Below are 18388 nucleotides of genomic sequence, written 5' to 3'. Positions count from 1 at the left end.
CGTTTGTGTTCTCTGGAAGCAAAAAAAATGATTATCTCGAAAACGTACCTTGACCCAGTACTGCCAGAAAACCTGCCCGACTCGATCATTCAGGCCGCCGATCAGTTGCCGCGTAAGGCAGAATTTCTTGCCGGACGGCTCGCCGATGAGACATCGAAGCAATTGGCGGGCCTGTTGCGCATCACCAATACCTACTACTCGAATCTGATCGAAGGGCATCGAACTGAGATCGCTGACCTGCAGGCTGCGCGCACAATACCGAAACGAGAAAGAAAGGAGCTCAAAGAGCTTGCCGTGCAACACATGACGCAGCAGGAGGTGATGGAGCGGGTGCTTCGAATGCGCCCAACAGATAGCTTCTGCGCTATGTTCGATCCCAAGTTGATCGCGACCATCCATCGTCGGCTGTTCAAGGACGCTTCAATCGAGGAACTGACCTTAGGCGATGGTCGTATGATGGAAGCAGGCAGATTGCGGGCAGAAGAGAATGAGCAAGTCCAGGTTGGCGCACATGTCGCTCCAGCTGCCGCAGCTGTATTGCCCATGCTTGAGCATCTGCAACAGCATTACGGACGAATAAAGGATCCGCGGCGCCAATTGATCGCTGCCCTGGCAGCCCATCACCGAGTGGCGCTTGTCCACCCCTTCCTTGATGGTAATGGTCGAGTGATTCGGATGCTCACCCATCTGCAACTTGTTCACCTTGGGCTAAAACCTTTCCTCTGGTCACTGTCTCGTGGCCTGGCTCGCCGGCAAGATGATACTATCGCTTCCTGGCCTTGGCTGATCGCCCTCGCGAGGGTGACTATGACGGGCGCGGACAACTCTCACAGCGTCACTACTTCAACTTCATCGAGTTCATGCTCGATGTCTGCCACGACCAGATTGAATACATGACGACGTCGCTAAACCCAGCCAGGCTGCGCGAGCAGGTTGTTCATGTGTTTTCAACCGATCCCGACCTTCGCCGTGCCGGTATCAGACCCACCAGTGCAGCTGCGGTGTTGGCTCTTCTCACCCAAGGTGCGATGCCGCGTGCAGAGTTCAAGGTGTTCACGGGTTTGAAGGATCGGCTTGCAACGGAAGAACTGGGCCGCTTGATCGAAGCGGGGATAGTGGTCAGCAGTACCCCCAAATCCCGCACGGTAGAAGTGGGTCTGCCTGCACGCTTCGCCGGATTGATCTTTGCGAACCTGCATTTCCAAATGGGTTGAGTTGTGGCGGTGACTCAATGTGTTGCTGCTGGATAACGAGACCGCCTGGCAACTAATGAGGCCGAACCTCAAAGCGCCCGCTCTCGACCCAATCGGAGGCCGTCGCGCCGTCTGCCGTGTCGGTGATGATCTGCCTGAACCGGCACCAGTGGCCGCCAGCGGCCAGCGATTGCGATGCCCCTCCCTGCCAACCACCCGCTTCGACGTTGAGATCCGAAGCCCAGACTTGATCCGGATTGAACCAGCTCACCACTCGCCCAACACCCGGTCTTCCCTCGCCTTCGAAGCGAACCGGGTTGTCGACCCAACCTCCAGTCACGGGCACGTCGATGGAAGGTTGATAGGTGCCCAGCACCACCGACCGCGCCGGCGAATCGGCGGAATCAAAACCCTCGCTCGACGCCACGGCCATCAGGCCGTAGAGGCCGCCGGGTAGATCGAACTCCACCGTCACCGACCAGGTGCGATCCTCCAGCACCGGGCTACTGCCCAGCACCGCATGCGTGGCGTCACCCAGTTTTACCGTCACGGTATCGCCCGGCACACCGAAACCCGACACCACCACACGCCGGCCGATGGGCTCGTCGGTGGCCGGGGTTTCAATGAACGGGGCTGCAGGCACGACGTTGAAGGTCAGCGGCGCAGTGTCCTTGGAGGGCCGACCTTCGAAGCGTTGCCGGGCCACAATCGTGGTTTCGCCTACCGGCAGGGTCACGTCAGCGCTCCAGCCGTCGGCGCCCACAAAAACATCTTCGATCAACGGCTCACTTGCGCCCTGGAGCCAGATATCAACCCGACCGCCCTGCATGCCTTTGCCAGACAACGTCATGCTGCGCGGCAGGTTGCCGCCCGGCTGCGGCACGTCAAACTCCGGTGGCAACACCACCACCTCGAACCTCAGGGTTTCACTGCGCTCGGACGGCTCCCCACGCAGGGTCTGTTGCGCGTCGATGGTGTAGGGACGAAACTCCAGCACGGGCAGCTCGACGGACCATTCGCCGTCGGCGGTCAGCACTTTGGGTTCGCCCAGCTCCGTTTGAAATTGCGCGTCACGCACTTGCATCGACGCCTCGGCCATACCGTCACGCCCACGGACGGTCAGCACGCGACCGACCTCGGCACTGGGAGCGGGATACGTGATCACCGGTTTGCGCATGGGTGTGGCAACCGTGAAGGTCCTTTGCGCTGGCGGTGAGGGTTGCTGGGCGGCGGTCTGGATCAGGGTCGCGGTGTGGGTGACCTCGGGGGCAAACGGCTCGGTGCGCCGGAAACTCCAGGTGCCGTTGTTGTTCTCGACGGGGTGTTCGGTGGCGCTGTCACTGAATGTGAGTGTCAGCACCGCCTCCGGCCAGCAGGTGCCACTGAGGTTGGGCGAGAGACCATTTTCCACCGGCACGTGCATGACCGGTGCCAGCGGTGGGATGGTGACCTCGATTTCCTGCCAGGTTGGCGATTCCTGACCATCCTTGAATTGTCTGATTTTAACCTGGCGCTCGAACGTCGGCCCCCACTCCGCTGAGGCGGGGCTCGACCACACACCGCCGGACACCGTCCTTTCGGGGGCCGCTGGTGAGTCGTCGGGATTCAGAATCTTCACCGTCGCACCGTTGAAACCTTTACCCGAGAACACGGGCCGGTAGACCGGTGTGTAGGTGATATCGGTCGGGTCTGGAAGTCTCAGGTTGACCGGGAACGTGTACGGCTGCGAGTCAATCCAGCCATTGTCACCGTCGGGAAACCGCTGGACAGCCTTCACGCTGTAAGAACCAAATGGCCAATTTGTTGCGGTTGTGTTCCAGCTGCCTCCGTTCACCGGCACAGGGCCCGGCGCAGGGGCATCGGGCCCGCTGACGACCGTGATCTGGACGGTTGAACCGGTGTAGCCGCTGCCTTCGAACTTCACCAAGGTGTCCGTCGGCGTGGTGACGGTGACGTCGGTCAACTTGGGGGGGCGCACTTTAAACGCCTGGGCAGTGCTCAGTCCCGACGGGACGGTTTGATAGGTTTGTTCCGCCACCAACGAAATCGTCCCTGGCGGTACTTCAACCCTGGCATTCCAGGAGCCATTCGACGCTACTGTGCCTTGGCCGACCGGTCTACCGATAACATCGAGCCTCACTTCGACGCTGGCGCCCTCCATTCCATCTCTTCCATATACCGTGAAACTCATCTCCTTATTGGCTGTGGACCGGGTGATGCTCGGTTTACCCAAAACAGTGAAAGAACGGTGTTCCTCGGTATATCTAATGGGTCCGCTCCCCGACTGATAGGCAGCCTGTGCTAACCAGGGTCCATTGGCCAGGAGCTTGCCCCGGGCCTCCCACGTTTTCTCGGTGTTGACGGAGACTCTTTCAGACAGCTCAGTGCCGGCGTTAGGGAAAACCGCCCAAATTTGATTGCCTGGAGCTCCTCGCCCCTTGAAGACAAGCTCGTCGGCGCGCACGATGGCGTTCGCTGCGGGCTCTGTCAGTGTCGTCGAGGCCCGGTAAATGGTCTTCTGATTCGATTTAGCGGATGTCGCGGTATCTACTTTTTGTATCGCGTAATAGGTCAGAGTATCCAACCCGCTCGGCATGTCGAATATGGCGGTCCAGCTACCATCGATCTTGATTTCGGCAGCACGCAAAAGACCATCGCCGTCAGCATTATGAACAGTGATCCAGCCGGCACCATGTATGCCACCGTACCCTGTAACAGTGATTGATGCCGTGGCGATCTCACCCGACGGGCCTGTGATGGTAGGAGCGCTGGGCACAAACCTATAGGTTTTATCAGCATAGATATGAGGATCGTCCCCGAGGTATATGTCATACACGTACTCAAACCATACCTCTACTAAACGGGCATTTCCCTGCACCTCTAAAGTCGCGTTTATTTCATGCCATTTCCCGTCTTGAATCCCGTTATCGCTAGTTAGCTCGCGCCAACCCGTATCGGCTGCCGACTTAAGTTTGATGTAAACATTACCCTTGTTACGACCGTTATCTTTCGCGCTGTATTTCGGCCTCGTCAATTGAAAAGACCTGCCGTCTGCCGACCATGCATACAAGGCAGTAAAATTCGCCCAAAGAGAACCACCAATCGCCTCTAGAAACACTTCTCCCGTTAAGGAACCAGGAAATGACACATCCTCGGAATAAGGAGCATCGTCAATGTGACTGACCGCCCCCTCGTTATCATCTCCCTGCGAAGCATCTTTTGGCTCGCTTTCTTCTAAGTCGTCGCCAGCGCCCATGACTAACTCCTCAACTATTAACTGAAGCAAAAAAAGGCACTGGTTAGAAACGCCAAGAGCCTTCTTAAGCGCAGTAAATGCCAAATCAGGTTACCTAAACACCTGTTAGTTCTGACAGTACCGACGAGTGGCGGGGGCCCCGGTGCAAGAAAATTCGGGTGACTACAGCGCCTTGCGCAACGGACTACAGATCCGCCAGAATCCGCCGGCTTGTGCGCCTTGGCCTTGCCCCGTAATTTGATTCGCGTCGCTGACAACCAGCGATCGGGTTTAGTCGCCCGGTAATGAAGTGATGTGCACAAGCGTCATCCAGTCGGGCTCCCCTATCCCCGCACTTGATGGTGGCTGTTCGCAGGGCGCTCTCGGGCGCGCCGGTTTCACTTCTCACCGGTCGACTAACCTGCGTCCAGCCGCCACCCATCGTTTAGTCGCGAACCGGGTGGCAGCGCTATCAAAGAGAAGTGAATATGATCAAGCCAACTCCCAATCCCCCAAAAACCGATTCACAACCCGCTCACAAAACCCTCGACACCAAAAAGCTCGACGAAGCCGCGCAAAAAGCCCTGGACCACTACCTCAAGCCCAACGCGGACAAACCGGACAAACCCGAACGACAACTCGACTACTTCATCGTCGCCCCCGACGCCGACCCCGAAGGCATGCTCGCCCACACCTACGAAACCTTCTGCTCGGTGAGCACACTGATTCTGGATTTATCGGAAGACCTGGAAGGCGCCCCGCGCAACCTGGCCCTGGCGATTCACCAGATGGGCGAGATGGGGGTGTTGTTGCTGGAGAAGTTGCTGGATAACGAGGCGAAGGTTCAACGCTGAAGGTTAAGCCGACTGAATAATGTCGTAGATGCGATGAAGAACCTGTGGGAGCGAGCCTGCTCGCGATGGCGTACTTGAAATCGCTATCGCGAGCAGGCTCGCTCCCACACTGGGCCAGTCGGCACATTCAGCATTGATGCAAGCTGATCCACCGTTTTCGTGAACGAGCCCGCTCCCACAAGTTGGATTGAGGCAACCCCGCAAAAGTCAGGCCGATTCCTGCAGAGGCGGTTTCAAGCCGACTCCGGCAACGGATGAAAACTGAAATACTGCTGCAACGCACTCACCAATTGCCCGTACTCCGGCGGCGCCCACTTGAGGCTGAAACCGGCGTCGAAATGCTGCGGCGTCACATCTTCGTGGCACCACAGGCAACTGGCCCTCAATTCGATGTCCATCTGCGGTCCGTCATCGCTAGGGATCTTGAGGTGCAGATTAAAGTCCGCGCCGACCATCAGCGGCAAATGGCTGATCAGCATCAGGCCATCCTCAGAGACGTTGCCCAGAAAGCCGATGGGCTTGTCGTTCATACCGTTGAACACGCGCAGGAAATACGGCAGCTGATGCCGCTCTATTCGCCTCTTTTTGTACATGTCCTGTATCGCTTTTTGAACGCCCCTCTACCAGGGGCTATCGATACTTCGGAACGGGCACGAACAGGCCCGCTCTCCCCGATCCCGGTGCCAGACGCTTGCAAGCGCCTTGGCTCTACTTCTGCCGGTCACAGGTGCCTCTTGAATTAGAGACCTGGCTCTAATCACTTCTTGTACAAAATATAGCTCAAGGTTTGGCGACGGCCAGCCCAAGGGCGATAGTTTCATCCTGTGCAATCGTACAAGGTGGAGGTGGCCAGGCATTGCCCCTGGCCATGATATTGACGGACGGTATCAGAGCGCGGTGGGGCGGATCGCCGGGGCGCTGCGGAGCGGGTAATGGCCCAGGCTCTGCAAGGTTTCCAGCCGAGCCCGGGCGCGGAAGGCGTATTCGCTGTTAGGGTATTGGGTCATGATGAACTGGTAGGTCTGCGCCGCATCGACAAACAGCTTCTGTCGTTCCAGGCACTGGCCGCGCATCATCGAGACTTCCGGCTGCATGTAGCGCCGGGCACGGCTGGCGCGGTCGACCTTGGACAACTCGAGCATCACCTGCTCGCAATTGCCCCGCTCGTAAGCCTTGTAGGCCAGGTTCATGTGGTGGTTCATCGACCAACGGGTGCAGCCCGTGATGCTCAGGGCCAGGGCAACAAAAAGCACGAATCGCATGGGAGGTTCTCCTGTCTTGAGCTCTGTATCGACCTGGGTGGGGAAATCTTCAACCCGAAAACGCAGCTTGGCAGTGCTCTTGTGGCGAGGGGATTTATCCCCGCTGGGCTGCGCAGCAGCCCCCAAGCCAGCCACCTGGGTGTGTCAGGTTAATGTGCATCTGCCATCTTGGGGCTGCTTCGCAGCCCAGCGGGGATAAATCCCCTCGCCACAGAAGGAATGTGAAGCCGTAGAGGCGCAAAAATTTTCAGGAATGTTCATTTCGAAAAGAAACGAAAAAGTAGTGCATATGAACAATGACTACACCCAAAGAGCATAGTAGCCTTCGCTGGCGCTTGAACCTGAGGAGTCTTGCATGTCCGTCCGTCGCACCAAAATCGTCGCTACCCTTGGCCCGGCCAGTAACTCGCCGGAAGTTCTCGAACAGCTGATTCTGGCTGGCCTGGACGTTGCCCGTCTGAATTTCTCCCACGGCACCCCCGACGAGCACAAGGCTCGTGCCAAGCTGGTGCGTGACCTTGCTGCCAAGCATGGCCGTTTTGTCGCCCTGCTGGGTGACCTGCAAGGCCCGAAGATCCGTATCGCCAAATTCGCCAACAAGCGCATCGAGTTGAAGATTGGTGACACTTTCACCTTCTCCACCAGCCATCCGCTGACCGAAGGCAACCAGCAGGTGGTCGGTATCGACTACCCGGACCTGGTCAAGGATTGCGGCGTGGGCGACGAGCTGCTGCTCGACGACGGTCGCGTGGTGATGCGCGTCGACACCGCCACGGCCACCGAACTGAACTGCACCGTGACCATCGGCGGCCCGCTGTCGGACCACAAAGGCATCAACCGTCGTGGCGGTGGCCTGACGGCGCCGGCCCTGACCGAAAAAGACAAGGCCGACATCAAGCTGGCCGCGGAAATGGAAGTCGACTACCTGGCCGTGTCCTTCCCCCGTGACGCTGCTGACATGGAATACGCCCGTCAACTGCGCGACGAAGCCGGCGGCACCGCCTGGCTGGTGGCCAAGATCGAACGCGCCGAAGCCGTGGCCGATGACGAAACCCTCGACGGCCTGATCAAGGCTTCCGATGCCGTGATGGTGGCCCGTGGCGACCTGGGCGTGGAAATCGGTGACGCGGAGCTGGTGGGCATCCAGAAGAAGATCATTCTGCATGCACGCCGTCACAACAAAGCGGTGATCGTCGCGACCCAGATGATGGAGTCGATGATCCAGAACCCGATGCCGACCCGCGCCGAAGTGTCCGACGTAGCCAACGCCGTGCTCGACTACACCGACGCCGTGATGCTCTCGGCCGAAAGCGCCGCCGGCCTCTACCCGCTTGAAGCGGTGCAGGCCATGGCACGCATCTGCATCGGCGCTGAAAAGCACCCCACCAGCAAGACCTCCAGCCACCGCATCGGCAAGACCTTCGAGCGCTGCGACGAGAGTATCGCCCTGGCGACGATGTACACCGCCAACCACTTCCCGGGCGTGAAGGCGATCATCGCCCTGACCGAAAGTGGCTACACGCCGCTGATCATGTCGCGCATCCGCTCCTCGGTGCCGATCTACGCGTTCTCCCCGCACCGCGAAACCCAGGCTCGCGCGGCCATGTTCCGTGGTGTCTACACCGTGCCATTCGACCCGGCCGCCCTGCAACCGGGCGAAGTCAGCCAGGCGGCGGTGGATGAACTGGTCAAGCGCGGCGTGGTGCAAACCGGCGACTGGGTCATCCTGACCAAGGGCGACAGCTACCACACCATCGGCGGCACCAACGGGATGAAAATCCTGCACGTTGGCGACCCGATGGTCTGAGTGACCGGTTGCTGAAAACAAAAGCCCCGCCATGTGAATGGCGGGGCTTTTTGGTTTTTGCCGTCTGAAAAAGGTGTTGCCTGGGCTGACGCTATCGCGAGCAAGCTCGCTCCCACAGGGGATCGGTGGTGTGAATGAATCATGCGTCCAACACAAAACTCCATGTGGGAGCGAGCCTGCTCGCGATAGCGCCAGCCCATGCGCTACAAAACTAATGCCTGTTGATAAACCCCGACAGCGCCGCCACCGCCTCTGGCGAGCGCAGTCGCTGGGTGAACAGCCTGCCCTCCTCTTCGATCACGGCGCGCAGTTGCTCCCGATCCGGGGCCTTCATCAGTTGTTTGCTGATGCGCACCGCTTCAGCCGGCAGCGATTCGAAACGCAGTGCCACGTCCCGCGCCTTGGCCAACGCCGCCTCGCCACTGTCCAGCGCCTCGGTGGCGATGCCCCCGGCTGCCGCCTGTTCGCCGCTCAAGCCCTCGCCCAACAGCAGCAACTGCGCAGCCCTGGCCTGGCCGAGCAGCCTCGGCAGAATCAAGCTGGAGCCGAATTCCGGGCACAACCCCAGGTTGACGAACGGCGTTCGCAGCCGCGCGTCCCGGCTGACGTAGACCAGGTCGCAATGCAACAGCAACGTGGTGCCGATGCCTACCGCCGGCCCGGCCACGGCGGCGATCACCGGTTTGCGGCAATCGAGCAGGCTGAGCATGAATTCGAATACCGGGTTGTCGAGATCGGCCGGCGGCTGTTCGAGAAAGTCGACAATATCGTTGCCGGCGGTGAAGCAGTCATGGGACCCGCAGATCAGCACCGCACTGATCTGCGGGTCGGCGTCAGCCATCGCCAGGGCTTGGGCCAATTGGCTGTACATGGCCCGGGTCAGGGCGTTTTTCTTTTCCGGGCGATTGAGGCGCAGGGTCAACAGGCCGCGTTCGCGCTCAAGTAGCAGGGTGTCGGTCATGGTCGGTCTCGCGTCTGAAGATCAGCGCTCAACCACGGGTCAGGAAGACATCGGCCAGCAGTTGATTACGCGGCAGGCCAGCCAGGTAGAGGCGCTTGGCAAAGGCCTCGACCCGGTCGGGATGGCCGCAGAGTAAGGCCTGGGTTTGCCGGGAAACAAGCCGCAGTTGCGCCAACGCAGACGGCGCCTCGGCCGTGGTCAGCAGCTCCACGGTGAGGTGTTGATGCTTGGCCGCCAGCGCTGCCAGGGGTTTGGCCAGATAGTGCCCGGCGGCATCATGGGCTACGTGAATAAGACGAATCGTGCCTTGGTGATGCTGATGCAGGGCTGAGCGCAAAAGACCGAACAACGGTGCCAGGCCGGTGCCGGCCGCCAGTAGCCACAGCGGCTTATCGTGCCACTCGGGATCGTAATGCAGGGCGCCGCCGCGCAATTCACCGAGAAAAATCGGGTCGCCCGCTTTCATCTGTCGCGCCGCATTGATGAACTGGCCGGGCTCGCGGCAATCGAGGTGAAACTCCAGGAAGCGGTCTTCTTCGGGCAGGCTCGCCAGGGAATACGGACGGGCGACATCGCCGGCCCACAACACCAGGTGCTGGCCCGCCCGATAACGCAGCGCCCGCTCAGGAATAATGCGCAAGCGCAGCACGTCGGGGCTCAGCCAATCCGCGGCGGTCACCTGGGCGGCACGGCCGTCGCGTTGCGGGTCAAAGGTGTGGATCTGCACATCCTCGATCACCTGGCACTGACACGCCAGCCGCCAGCCTTGCTCGCGCTGCGCGGGGCTCAAGGCGTCGGGCCGACTGTCGCGCACGTCACCGCTCACGCACTGCACCAGGCACGCATGGCAGCTGCCGGCGCGACAACTGTAGGGCACGGCCACGCCGCCCTGATTCAACGTGTCCAGCAGATTGCTGCCCGCCGCCACCGTCCACTGCCGGTCGGCGACTTTTACTTCAGGCATCGACGTTCTCCCAGGCGGCGGCGCACTGATTGCGGCCGTCTCGCTTGGCACGGTACAAGGCCTGGTCGGCACGCTGCAATGCGTTGTCCAGATCGTCGCCGGTCTCCAGCATCGTCATGCCCACCGACAGGCTGAGGGAGCCGATCTGCAAGCCGATCAACTCGACTTCAGTAAATGCCAGGCGCAGCCGCTCGCAACAGGCCGTCAGCCGCGAGGGGTCGCAGGCCGGCAGCAGCATGACGAACTCTTCGCCACCGTAACGGGCCAGCACATCACCTTCGCGCAGGCAGGCCGTGGCGATGCTGGCGAACGCCTGAAGCACCTGATCACCGGCGGCGTGGCCGTGCAGGTCATTGATGCGTTTGAAATGGTCGAGGTCGATCAGGGCCAGGCCATGGGCAACATTGGGCCGGAGTGTGTTGAGCTCACGGGACGCCAGGCGCAGGAAGTGCCGGCGGTTGAATAAGCCGGTCAGTTCATCCGTGGCCACCAGGTCTTCGAGCTGACGCATCATGCCGCGCAGGGTGTCCTGATGTGCCTGCAAGGCAAACCGCCGCTGACGCATGCGTTGGCGCGAGTTCTGTACGTAACTGGCATAGAGCACCAGCCACACCAGCACGATAAATAGCACGCACACCTGTAACGCGGCCAGCGTGGGGTCAGGAAGCCTGAAGAAGTAACCGTCCCAGAGGGTAATGGCGGTGAAACTGAAAAACACCAGCATCGCGCAGCGCACGAAAGCCCGACGGGACAAGTGGAACAGCCCGAACAGCAGGATCAGCACATAGAACACCAGGAACACGCCCCGAGCCTGGTCCAGATGCGCCATCATCCAGGTCTGCCAGCCCAGGCCGATCAGTACCTGTATTTCAGTAAGACTGGGGTCGGCGAACCGCAGATTGCGGTCGGTGATAAACAGCGCGAACAGCCCTGCCTGGCACAACACCACCAACACGCTGCCGATGATGACATCGCGCAACGAATCGAGGTAATGACCACTGAAATATGCCAACCACAACAACACCAGTGCCAGCGCGTAAGTCGCGGCCGCCAAGGCGAAGCGTTTCAGCAAAAGACGTTGAATGGCGTTATGGGTCAATCGTTGACTCACCATGGGAAAGGAACTGACAGGAGGCGTCCTACGCTACAGGCCAGACGCCACTTTAGTGGCGTGCAGTGCAAATGACCATTCAATTCTGGAGCAGAAAAATGGCGTCAAAGCAATGGCCTAAATTGACGCAGTTGTTCGAGACTGGCTGGTCCTCTTGTGGTGAGGGGATTTATCCCCGTTGGGCTGCGAAGCAGCCCCAAAATGACTGAAGGCAAACAACCTGACACACCGAGGTGACTGACTTTCAGGGCTGCTGCGCAGCCCAGCGGGGATAAATCCCCTCGCCACAAAGGCAGCTCGCTCCCACAGGGTGCTCGCCTGCGATATACTGCCGCGCCTTTTTAGTGTCGCGCCAGCATGCCCGGCGTGCCTTAAGAGGTGCCGTCCGTCGACCGATGCACCCAAACGGACGGCACCTTATTGAATGTTCCCGTCTTTAGAGAGGAGCGCGACTCATGACCGTGATCAAGCAAGATGACCTGATTCAGAGCGTTGCCGACGCCCTGCAGTTCATTTCCTACTACCACCCCGTGGATTTCATCCAGGCGATGCACGAAGCCTACCTGCGCGAAGAATCGCCAGCGGCCCGTGACTCCATGGCGCAGATCCTGATCAACTCGCGCATGTGCGCCACCGGCCATCGGCCGATCTGCCAGGACACCGGCATCGTGACCGTGTTCGTGCGCGTGGGCATGGACGTGCGTTGGGATGGCGCGACCATGAGCCTGGACGACATGATCAACGAGGGCGTGCGTCGCGCCTACAACCTGCCGGAAAACGTCCTGCGCGCGTCGATCCTCGCCGACCCGGCTGGTGCGCGTAAAAACACCAAGGACAACACCCCTGCGGTGATCCACTACTCCATCGTTCCGGGTAACACCGTGGAAGTGGACGTGGCGGCCAAGGGCGGCGGTTCCGAGAACAAGTCCAAGATGGCCATGCTCAACCCGTCCGACTCCATCGTGGACTGGGTACTGAAAACCGTACCGACCATGGGCGCCGGCTGGTGCCCACCGGGCATGCTGGGTATCGGCATCGGCGGCACTGCGGAAAAAGCCGCCGTCATGGCCAAGGAAGTGTTGATGGAGTCCATCGACATTCACGAACTCAAGGCCCGCGGCCCGCAGAACCGCATCGAAGAGATGCGCCTGGAGCTGTTCGAGAAGGTCAACCAACTGGGCATCGGCGCCCAGGGCCTGGGTGGCCTGACCACCGTGCTCGACGTGAAGATCATGGACTACCCGACCCACGCCGCGTCCCTGCCGGTGTGCATGATCCCCAACTGCGCCGCCACCCGCCACGCCCACTTCGTGCTGGACGGCACCGGCCCGGCGTCGCTGGAGGCACCACCGTTGGACGCTTACCCGGAAATCGTCTGGGAAGCTGGTCCGTCGGCGCGCCGCGTGAATCTCGACACCCTGACACCTGAAGACGTGCAGAGCTGGAAGCCGGGCGAAACCGTCCTGCTCAACGGCAAGATGCTCACCGGTCGCGACGCGGCGCACAAGCGCATGGTCGAGATGCTGAACAAGGGTGAAACCTTGCCGGTGGACCTCAAGGGCCGCTTCATCTACTACGTCGGCCCGGTCGATCCGGTAGGCGACGAAGTGGTAGGCCCAGCCGGCCCGACCACCGCCACGCGGATGGACAAGTTCACCCGCCAGATCCTCGAGCAGACCGGCCTGCTGGGTATGATCGGCAAGTCCGAACGCGGCCCGACCGCTATCGAAGCGATCAGGGACAACAAGGCGGTCTACCTGATGGCCGTCGGCGGCGCCGCTTACCTGGTGGCTCAGGCGATCAAAAAGTCCAAGGTTCTGGCGTTCGCCGAACTGGGGATGGAAGCGATCTACGAGTTCGAGGTCAAGGACATGCCCGTGACCGTTGCGGTCGATAGCAAAGGCGAGTCGGTACACATCACCGGCCCGGCGATCTGGCAGAAGAAAATCAGCGACAGCCTGGCGGTAGAAGTACAGTAACACGCACGTTGACGCCGTAAAAAAGGCCGGTGGGCGACAAACCCACCGGCCTTTTTTTATCAGCAAAAAACCTGTGGGAGCGAGCCTGCTCGCGATGGCGGTGGGTCAGCTTGCATCCATGTTGAATGTGCCTCAGTCATCGCGAGCAAGCTTTGCTCCCACACTGGATCTTCAGTGGACCCCAACCTATGTTCAGCCAAACCTCTTCTGGGGGGCCAAACCTATGTTCAGCCAGGCCTCTATTGGGGGACCAAGCCTATGTCAAGCCAAGCCTCCTCTGTGGGAGCAAAGCTTGCTCGCGATAGCGGTGGGTCAGCTTGATCCATGTTGGATGTGCCTCAGTCATCGCGAGCAAGCTTTGCTCCCACACTGGATCTTCAGTGGACCCCGACCTATGTTCAGCCAAGCCTCCCACACAATGCTCCCCGCCGGGCGTGAGTAGAGCCGTTCATCGGCAGGCCCGTCGACCTGTCAGATCTGACAGGTTACCCAATGACCATCTCTTGGCATCCTGAAGTCATGCCGGGTATTCGCCCTGGCGTCGGCTAACAGAGATGATCCCGATGGCAGAACAAGCGCCCCTCCAGATCGTGACCCCGACCATCGCCGGCAGTGCTTCTATCGCCACCCTCGGTAACAGCCTCGGCCCTGTCGGTACGCGAGGGGCAAGTTCTTTTGAACTGCCGTTACCCCTGTCCGCCGCCCGCCACCTGACGCCGGCGCTGACCTTGAATTACAGCAGCCAGGGCGGCAACGGCATCTTCGGCATCGGCATGCAGCTTTCCATCGCCAGCATCACGCGCAAAACCAGCAGAGGTGTGCCGCACTACGCTGATGAGGATGTCATGGTCGACGCCGATGGGGTTGACCGCTGGCCCGAATTCAACGCCGAACCGCTCATTCGCCCCCTGGCGGGCCCCGGCAGTGCAACGTGCTCGGTGGTGCGTTATTACCCCAGGACTGAAAGCAGCTTCGATATTTATGAGCTGTGGACACCCACCGACGGCCAGGCACCCTTCTGGCGTGTCCAGGGCAGCAACGGCCATGTGTATTGCTACGGTAAAACCGAAGCGTCGCGCATTGCCGAACCTGAAGCCGAACCCGAGCCCGATCCCCCAAAACCACCACGCATCGCCGAATGGTTGTTGCTCGAAGAAGTCAGCCCGGCAGGCGAGCACATCTATTATGAGTACCAGGCCGACCCCGGCGCGCTGGACGGCCCCCACGACTATCGCGCCCAGCGCTACCTGCGGCGGGTGTGCTATGGCAACGCCAGCGCCAGTGACACCCTGTACTGCTTCGAAGAGCCCGACCCGGCCCAGCACAACTGGCACTTTCACCTGCTGTTCGACTACGGGCAACGCACCCTCGATCTTGCGCAACAACCTTCCTGGCAAGCCCCCGAAGAGGCGCCCTGGCTGCTACGCAGCGACCCGTTTCACACCTATCGATACGGTTTTGAGGTCGGCACCCGGCGCTTGTGTCATCAGGTGTTGATGTTCCACCACTTCCCCGCCGTGGCCGATACTGAACCTGCCCTGGTCCGGCGACTGGTGCTGGAATACACCGCCACTGCGCTAGGTTACAGCCTGCTGACAGCCGCCCACTATCAGGACTGGGACGCTGAAGGCGGTGTCAATTACAGCCCTCCGGTGGAATTGCAGTACACCGATTTCGACCTCAACCTGACACCCGAAAAATTCTTCGACCTGGAGACAATGCCCGCCCTCGAAGGCAACCGGCAGTACCAATGCGTGGACCTGTATGGCGAAGGTCTGCCGGGGTTTCTGTGCCGTTACACCGATGCCTGGTACTACCGCGAGCCTGAGCGCGCCGGGCCCGATGACGATGCCATCGGTTATGGCCCGTGGTCTCGCCTGGACAGTATCCCGGTCGCCAGCCAAAACCCGGCCGTGATGCAGGTGCTGACTGACCTGACCGGCAGCGGCCGCCTCAATTGGGTCATTGCCCAACCCGGCATGAGCGGCTTCCATACCCTCAACCCGGACCGTAGCTGGTCGACCTTCACCCCGTTTGATCGTTTTCCGACGGAGTTCCTGCACCCCGCCGCGCAACTGGGCGATTTGACCGGCGACGGTTTACGCTCACTGGCCATGGTCGGCCCCAAAAGCGTTCGGTTGTACCCCAATCTCCGCGAGCAGGGGTTCGCCCCAGGGGTGAATGTGCCCCATGAACCGGACAGCCCCCTGCCATTGTTCAGCGACTCGCGCAGCGAGCTGGTGTTGTTCGGCAATTTGCTGGGCAGCGACAGCACCGAGCTGTGCCGGATTCGCTTCGATGAAATCAAGTGCTGGCCGAACCTGGGTCACGGGCGTTTCGGCGAAGGTTTTGTCATGAGCGCCCTGCCCTTCAGCTACGGCCAATTCGACGCTGACCGGGTGCGGATCGCCGATCTGGACGGCGCCGGAGCGCCCGCGCTGATCTACCTTAACAGCGACTGTTTCGATATCTACCTCAACCACGGCGGCAACGGCCTTGAGCAAACACCCGTCAAGGTGCCATGGCCGGAGGGCGTGCGGTACGACAATCTGTGCCAGGTCAGCCTGGCCGATCTGCAGGGGCTGGGTTGCGCCAGCCTGATTCTGAGCGTGCCTCACATGTCCCCCGATATGAAGCCCAAGCATTGGCGTTACGACTTCGTCACGGCGCGGCCCTATCTGCTCAACGCCACCCACAACAACATGGGCTGTAGCACCACCCTGACCTATCGCAGCAGTGCGCAATACTGGCTGGATGAAAAACAACAGCGCCGAGCGCAGGGCGAGCAATTGGCCTGTTATCTGCCCATGGCCCTGCCGTTGTTGGCACGTCAGCAACAGCTGGATGAAATCACCGGCAATTGCCTGACCCAGCGCTTCACCTATTTCGAGGGCGACTACGACGGTTATCACCGTGAGTTCCGGGGCTTCGCTCGGTTGTACCAGGTGGACAGCGAGTTGCCCGACGCTGAAGTGCAAAGCGGCTTTACCGCGCCGGTACTGGTCAAGACCTGGTTCCACACCGGCCGAACCGTCAACCAGCCTCTGAAGGACTGTTTCGACGGCGACGATGACGCCGTGCCGCTTGGCCCGGCGCTGTTGAGCTGTTTTCATGAAGGCGACGAGGCCGACGAGATTATCGTGCCCGACCCCGAGACCGCCCGGGAAATGGCTTATGCCTTGGGCGGCCAGGTGTTGCGCACAGAAACCCATCCCGCCGAATCGGGCGATACGGCCCGGCCTTACACCGTGACGCAACAACGCTATCTGCTGCGCCAGCACCATCCCCATCACAAAAGCCTGCTGGTACTGGAACTGGAGGCGCTCAGCCATCAATACGACGGTTTTACCAATGACCCGCAAAGCCAGCACGGCATCAATCTGAAATGGAATCTCTACGGCCAGCTTGTTCACGGCTTCATCGTCCATTACGCCCGACGCCTTACGCCGCTCGATCCGCCCCCCTTCGACGATGAAGACGAGAACACCTGGTGGCTCGACGCCCATGATGAGCAGCAGCAGGTGTTCCACCTTGCCGAGAGCCGGGCCGAGCACCTGCACCTGTTCGACGAAACCGGGTGGCGTCAGCGCCTGGGCCTGCCCTGGCGCAGTCGAGCCAACGCTTTGCAACGCCCCAAGGGCGAACTGCCGCAAGGCCTCAACCCTCGCCAGATCAGCTATGAAACCTTCCTCGCACATCACGACTCCCCGCAATGGCAAGCCGCACGGCAATTGGTTGCGCTTGAGGAACAGAACTACCTGCGTGACGACCAAGGCGATATTGCCTTCCAGGCGTTGCTCGGCCCGCTGGAGACGGCCGAGTTCGACAAGCAGGCACTGGACGCCTACGACGCCGTGCCACCGCCGTTCGACATCCGCGGGCAACTGGAAGAAATCGGCTTTGAGCCCATGCCGCTGTTTCTGCCTGAAGATCCGGACGAAGACACCGCCGAAAACCTCTGGTCGAAAAAGAGCGGTTTTGCCACCTACCACTCGCTTGATGGCTTCTTCCAGATCCACGCCCTGCAAGAAACCCAGAGTCATGGTGTTACGACCCTGACGTACGATGCCTATCACCTGATGACCACCGCCATTACCCTGCCGGACGGCTGTACGACCCAGATCGAATACGACTATCACTCGCTGTTGCCGCAGAGCATCATCGACGCCAACGACAACGTGCAGCAAGCGCTGTATGGCCCCGACGGCGTGCCTTTGGGCATTACGTTTTTCGGCAGCGAAAATGGCCTGCCGGCAGGCTTCGATGCCATCGACACCTACGAGCTGCCCGACGACCTGACACCGGCTTATGCCATCGAACACCCCGAAGCCACCCTGGGCAGAATCGCCAGTGCCGTGCGCACCGACGAGTTCAGCTGGATGGGCGCGCTTGACCTCGCCCAAGTCTCCCTTGCGCAGCGCAACGAGTGGATCAGCGCCCGCTACTTGATGCCCAGCGGCCATGTCCGCGCCAGGGCACGCATTCACCTGGCGCGGCTGGCCGAACGCAGCGCCGCCGAAGAACAGTTGTGGACGCTGATCCAGGCCACGGCCCGGGAGCCGGTTCACAGCGTCGTGCTGAGCGCCGATCGCTACCCGGACGATCCATTGCAACAGGTCCGCATCACCCTCAGCGCCATCGACGGATTCGGCCGCACCTTGCAAACCAAGCAGCGGGTCGAACCCGGGGAGGCCTATGCCGTGGCCGAGGACGGCTCGCTGGAGCTACAGAACGGGCAACCGTTGCAGCACCTGGCCGACCCGCGCTGGCGCGTCAGCGAACGGGTCGAGTACAACAACAAGGGTCTGGTCACGCGGGTCTATCGGCCGTATTTCGCCGACGCCTGGCGCTACATCAACGACGCCTCGCTGCGTCTGCACGGCTACCACGACCAGCAGTTCTACGATCCACCAGGACGCCTGGTCAAGGTCATCAATGCCAAGGGCTATGAAGCCTGGCATGTGCATCATCCCTGGTACTTGTGCGACCACGACTACAACGACACGGACCCGGGAAGCTGAC

At 60.6% G+C, this 18388-nt stretch carries 12 protein-coding genes; 6 read left to right on the top strand and 6 right to left on the bottom strand.

The annotated features are described in order from the left end of the window. Positions 1-27: 27 nt before the first annotated feature. Together HQ912_RS06895 and HQ912_RS27730 are read left to right on the top strand one after the other, a co-directional pair. On the top strand, positions 28-897 hold the full coding sequence (locus tag HQ912_RS06895) for a Fic family protein (RefSeq protein ID WP_260990068.1): 870 nt from the start codon (positions 28-30) through the stop codon (positions 895-897). Then, positions 861-1214: a hypothetical protein gene (locus HQ912_RS27730; RefSeq protein ID WP_260990067.1), complete on the top strand. Its 354-nt coding sequence runs from the start codon at positions 861-863 to the stop codon at positions 1212-1214. The genes HQ912_RS06895 and HQ912_RS27730 overlap by 37 nt, the downstream gene beginning before the upstream one ends. A 52-nt stretch (positions 1215-1266) precedes the next feature. Here HQ912_RS27730 and HQ912_RS27725 read toward each other — a convergent pair whose 3' ends face one another. Further along, positions 1267-4533, bottom strand: coding sequence for a hypothetical protein (locus HQ912_RS27725; RefSeq protein WP_260990066.1), 3267 nt, complete (start codon positions 4531-4533; stop codon positions 1267-1269). A 383-nt stretch (positions 4534-4916) separates the two neighbouring features. On the opposite strand from HQ912_RS27725, the gene HQ912_RS06885 reads away from it, so the two are divergent. After that, entirely contained in the window at positions 4917-5282 is a 366-nt protein-coding gene (locus HQ912_RS06885; RefSeq protein ID WP_173406608.1) for a DUF6124 family protein, read from the top strand. 233 nt (positions 5283-5515) lie between these two features. Here HQ912_RS06885 and HQ912_RS06880 read toward each other — a convergent pair whose 3' ends face one another. Both HQ912_RS06880 and HQ912_RS06875 read right to left on the bottom strand, forming a co-directional pair. Continuing rightward, a complete protein-coding gene (locus tag HQ912_RS06880; protein WP_173406607.1) occupies positions 5516-5875 on the bottom strand; it encodes a PilZ domain-containing protein in 360 nt (119 codons plus the stop codon). A 294-nt stretch (positions 5876-6169) separates the two neighbouring features. Further along, complete coding sequence (locus tag HQ912_RS06875; RefSeq protein WP_173406606.1) at positions 6170-6544, bottom strand: tol-pal system YbgF family protein; 375 nt, start codon at positions 6542-6544, stop codon at positions 6170-6172. A gap of 355 nt (positions 6545-6899) precedes the next feature. Between HQ912_RS06875 and pyk the strand changes: the two genes are divergently transcribed. Then, positions 6900-8351 carry a pyruvate kinase gene (pyk, locus tag HQ912_RS06870; protein WP_047227107.1) on the top strand — a complete coding sequence of 484 codons (1452 nt, stop codon included), beginning with the start codon at positions 6900-6902 and terminating at the stop codon, positions 8349-8351. 211 nt (positions 8352-8562) lie between these two features. On the opposite strand, the gene HQ912_RS06865 is transcribed toward pyk, so the two are convergent. Genes HQ912_RS06865 through HQ912_RS06855 form a run of 3 tightly spaced genes read right to left on the bottom strand, consistent with a single transcriptional unit; the run spans position 8563 to position 11375 of the window. Further along, positions 8563-9312 (bottom strand): enoyl-CoA hydratase-related protein, encoded by a 750-nt coding sequence (locus tag HQ912_RS06865; RefSeq protein WP_173406605.1) that lies wholly within the window; start codon positions 9310-9312, stop codon positions 8563-8565. Between the two features lie 28 nt (positions 9313-9340). Further along, positions 9341-10276: an iron-sulfur-binding ferredoxin reductase gene (locus tag HQ912_RS06860; protein ID WP_173406604.1), complete on the bottom strand. Its 936-nt coding sequence runs from the start codon at positions 10274-10276 to the stop codon at positions 9341-9343. Continuing rightward, the gene (locus tag HQ912_RS06855) at positions 10269-11375 is read right to left on the bottom strand and encodes a sensor domain-containing diguanylate cyclase (protein WP_047227128.1); all 1107 of its coding nucleotides are present in this window, start codon (positions 11373-11375) and stop codon (positions 10269-10271) included. The genes HQ912_RS06860 and HQ912_RS06855 overlap by 8 nt, the downstream gene beginning before the upstream one ends. 467 nt (positions 11376-11842) lie before the next feature. Between HQ912_RS06855 and HQ912_RS06850 the strand changes: the two genes are divergently transcribed. Then, positions 11843-13366: a fumarate hydratase gene (locus HQ912_RS06850; protein ID WP_047227110.1), complete on the top strand. Its 1524-nt coding sequence runs from the start codon at positions 11843-11845 to the stop codon at positions 13364-13366. Positions 13367-13929: 563 nt separating this feature from the next. Continuing rightward, a complete protein-coding gene (locus HQ912_RS06845) occupies positions 13930-18387 on the top strand; it encodes a SpvB/TcaC N-terminal domain-containing protein (RefSeq protein WP_173406603.1) in 4458 nt (1485 codons plus the stop codon). Position 18388: the final 1 nt, after the last annotated feature.

The organism is Pseudomonas sp. MPDS, from assembly GCF_013283895.1.
GTDB classification, from domain to species: Bacteria; Pseudomonadota; Gammaproteobacteria; order Pseudomonadales; family Pseudomonadaceae; genus Aquipseudomonas; species Aquipseudomonas rhizophila.
This window is presented reverse-complemented; position numbering and strand designations above follow the sequence as displayed.

Bases quoted from the DNA above. Each gene is read 5' to 3' on its own strand.
- HQ912_RS06895 (WP_260990068.1), top strand. From the start codon at position 28: ATGATTATCTCGAAAACGTACCTTGACCCAGTACTGCCAGAAAACCTG.
- HQ912_RS27730 (WP_260990067.1), top strand. From the start codon at position 861: ATGCTCGATGTCTGCCACGACCAGATTGAATACATGACGACGTCGCTA.
- HQ912_RS06885 (WP_173406608.1), top strand. From the start codon at position 4,917: ATGATCAAGCCAACTCCCAATCCCCCAAAAACCGATTCACAACCCGCT.
- HQ912_RS06880 (WP_173406607.1), bottom strand. From the start codon at position 5,875: ATGTACAAAAAGAGGCGAATAGAGCGGCATCAGCTGCCGTATTTCCTG.
- HQ912_RS06875 (WP_173406606.1), bottom strand. From the start codon at position 6,544: ATGCGATTCGTGCTTTTTGTTGCCCTGGCCCTGAGCATCACGGGCTGC.
- pyk (WP_047227107.1), top strand. From the start codon at position 6,900: ATGTCCGTCCGTCGCACCAAAATCGTCGCTACCCTTGGCCCGGCCAGT.
- HQ912_RS06865 (WP_173406605.1), bottom strand. From the start codon at position 9,312: ATGACCGACACCCTGCTACTTGAGCGCGAACGCGGCCTGTTGACCCTG.
- HQ912_RS06860 (WP_173406604.1), bottom strand. From the start codon at position 10,276: ATGCCTGAAGTAAAAGTCGCCGACCGGCAGTGGACGGTGGCGGCGGGC.
- HQ912_RS06850 (WP_047227110.1), top strand. From the start codon at position 11,843: ATGACCGTGATCAAGCAAGATGACCTGATTCAGAGCGTTGCCGACGCC.
- HQ912_RS06845 (WP_173406603.1), top strand. From the start codon at position 13,930: ATGGCAGAACAAGCGCCCCTCCAGATCGTGACCCCGACCATCGCCGGC.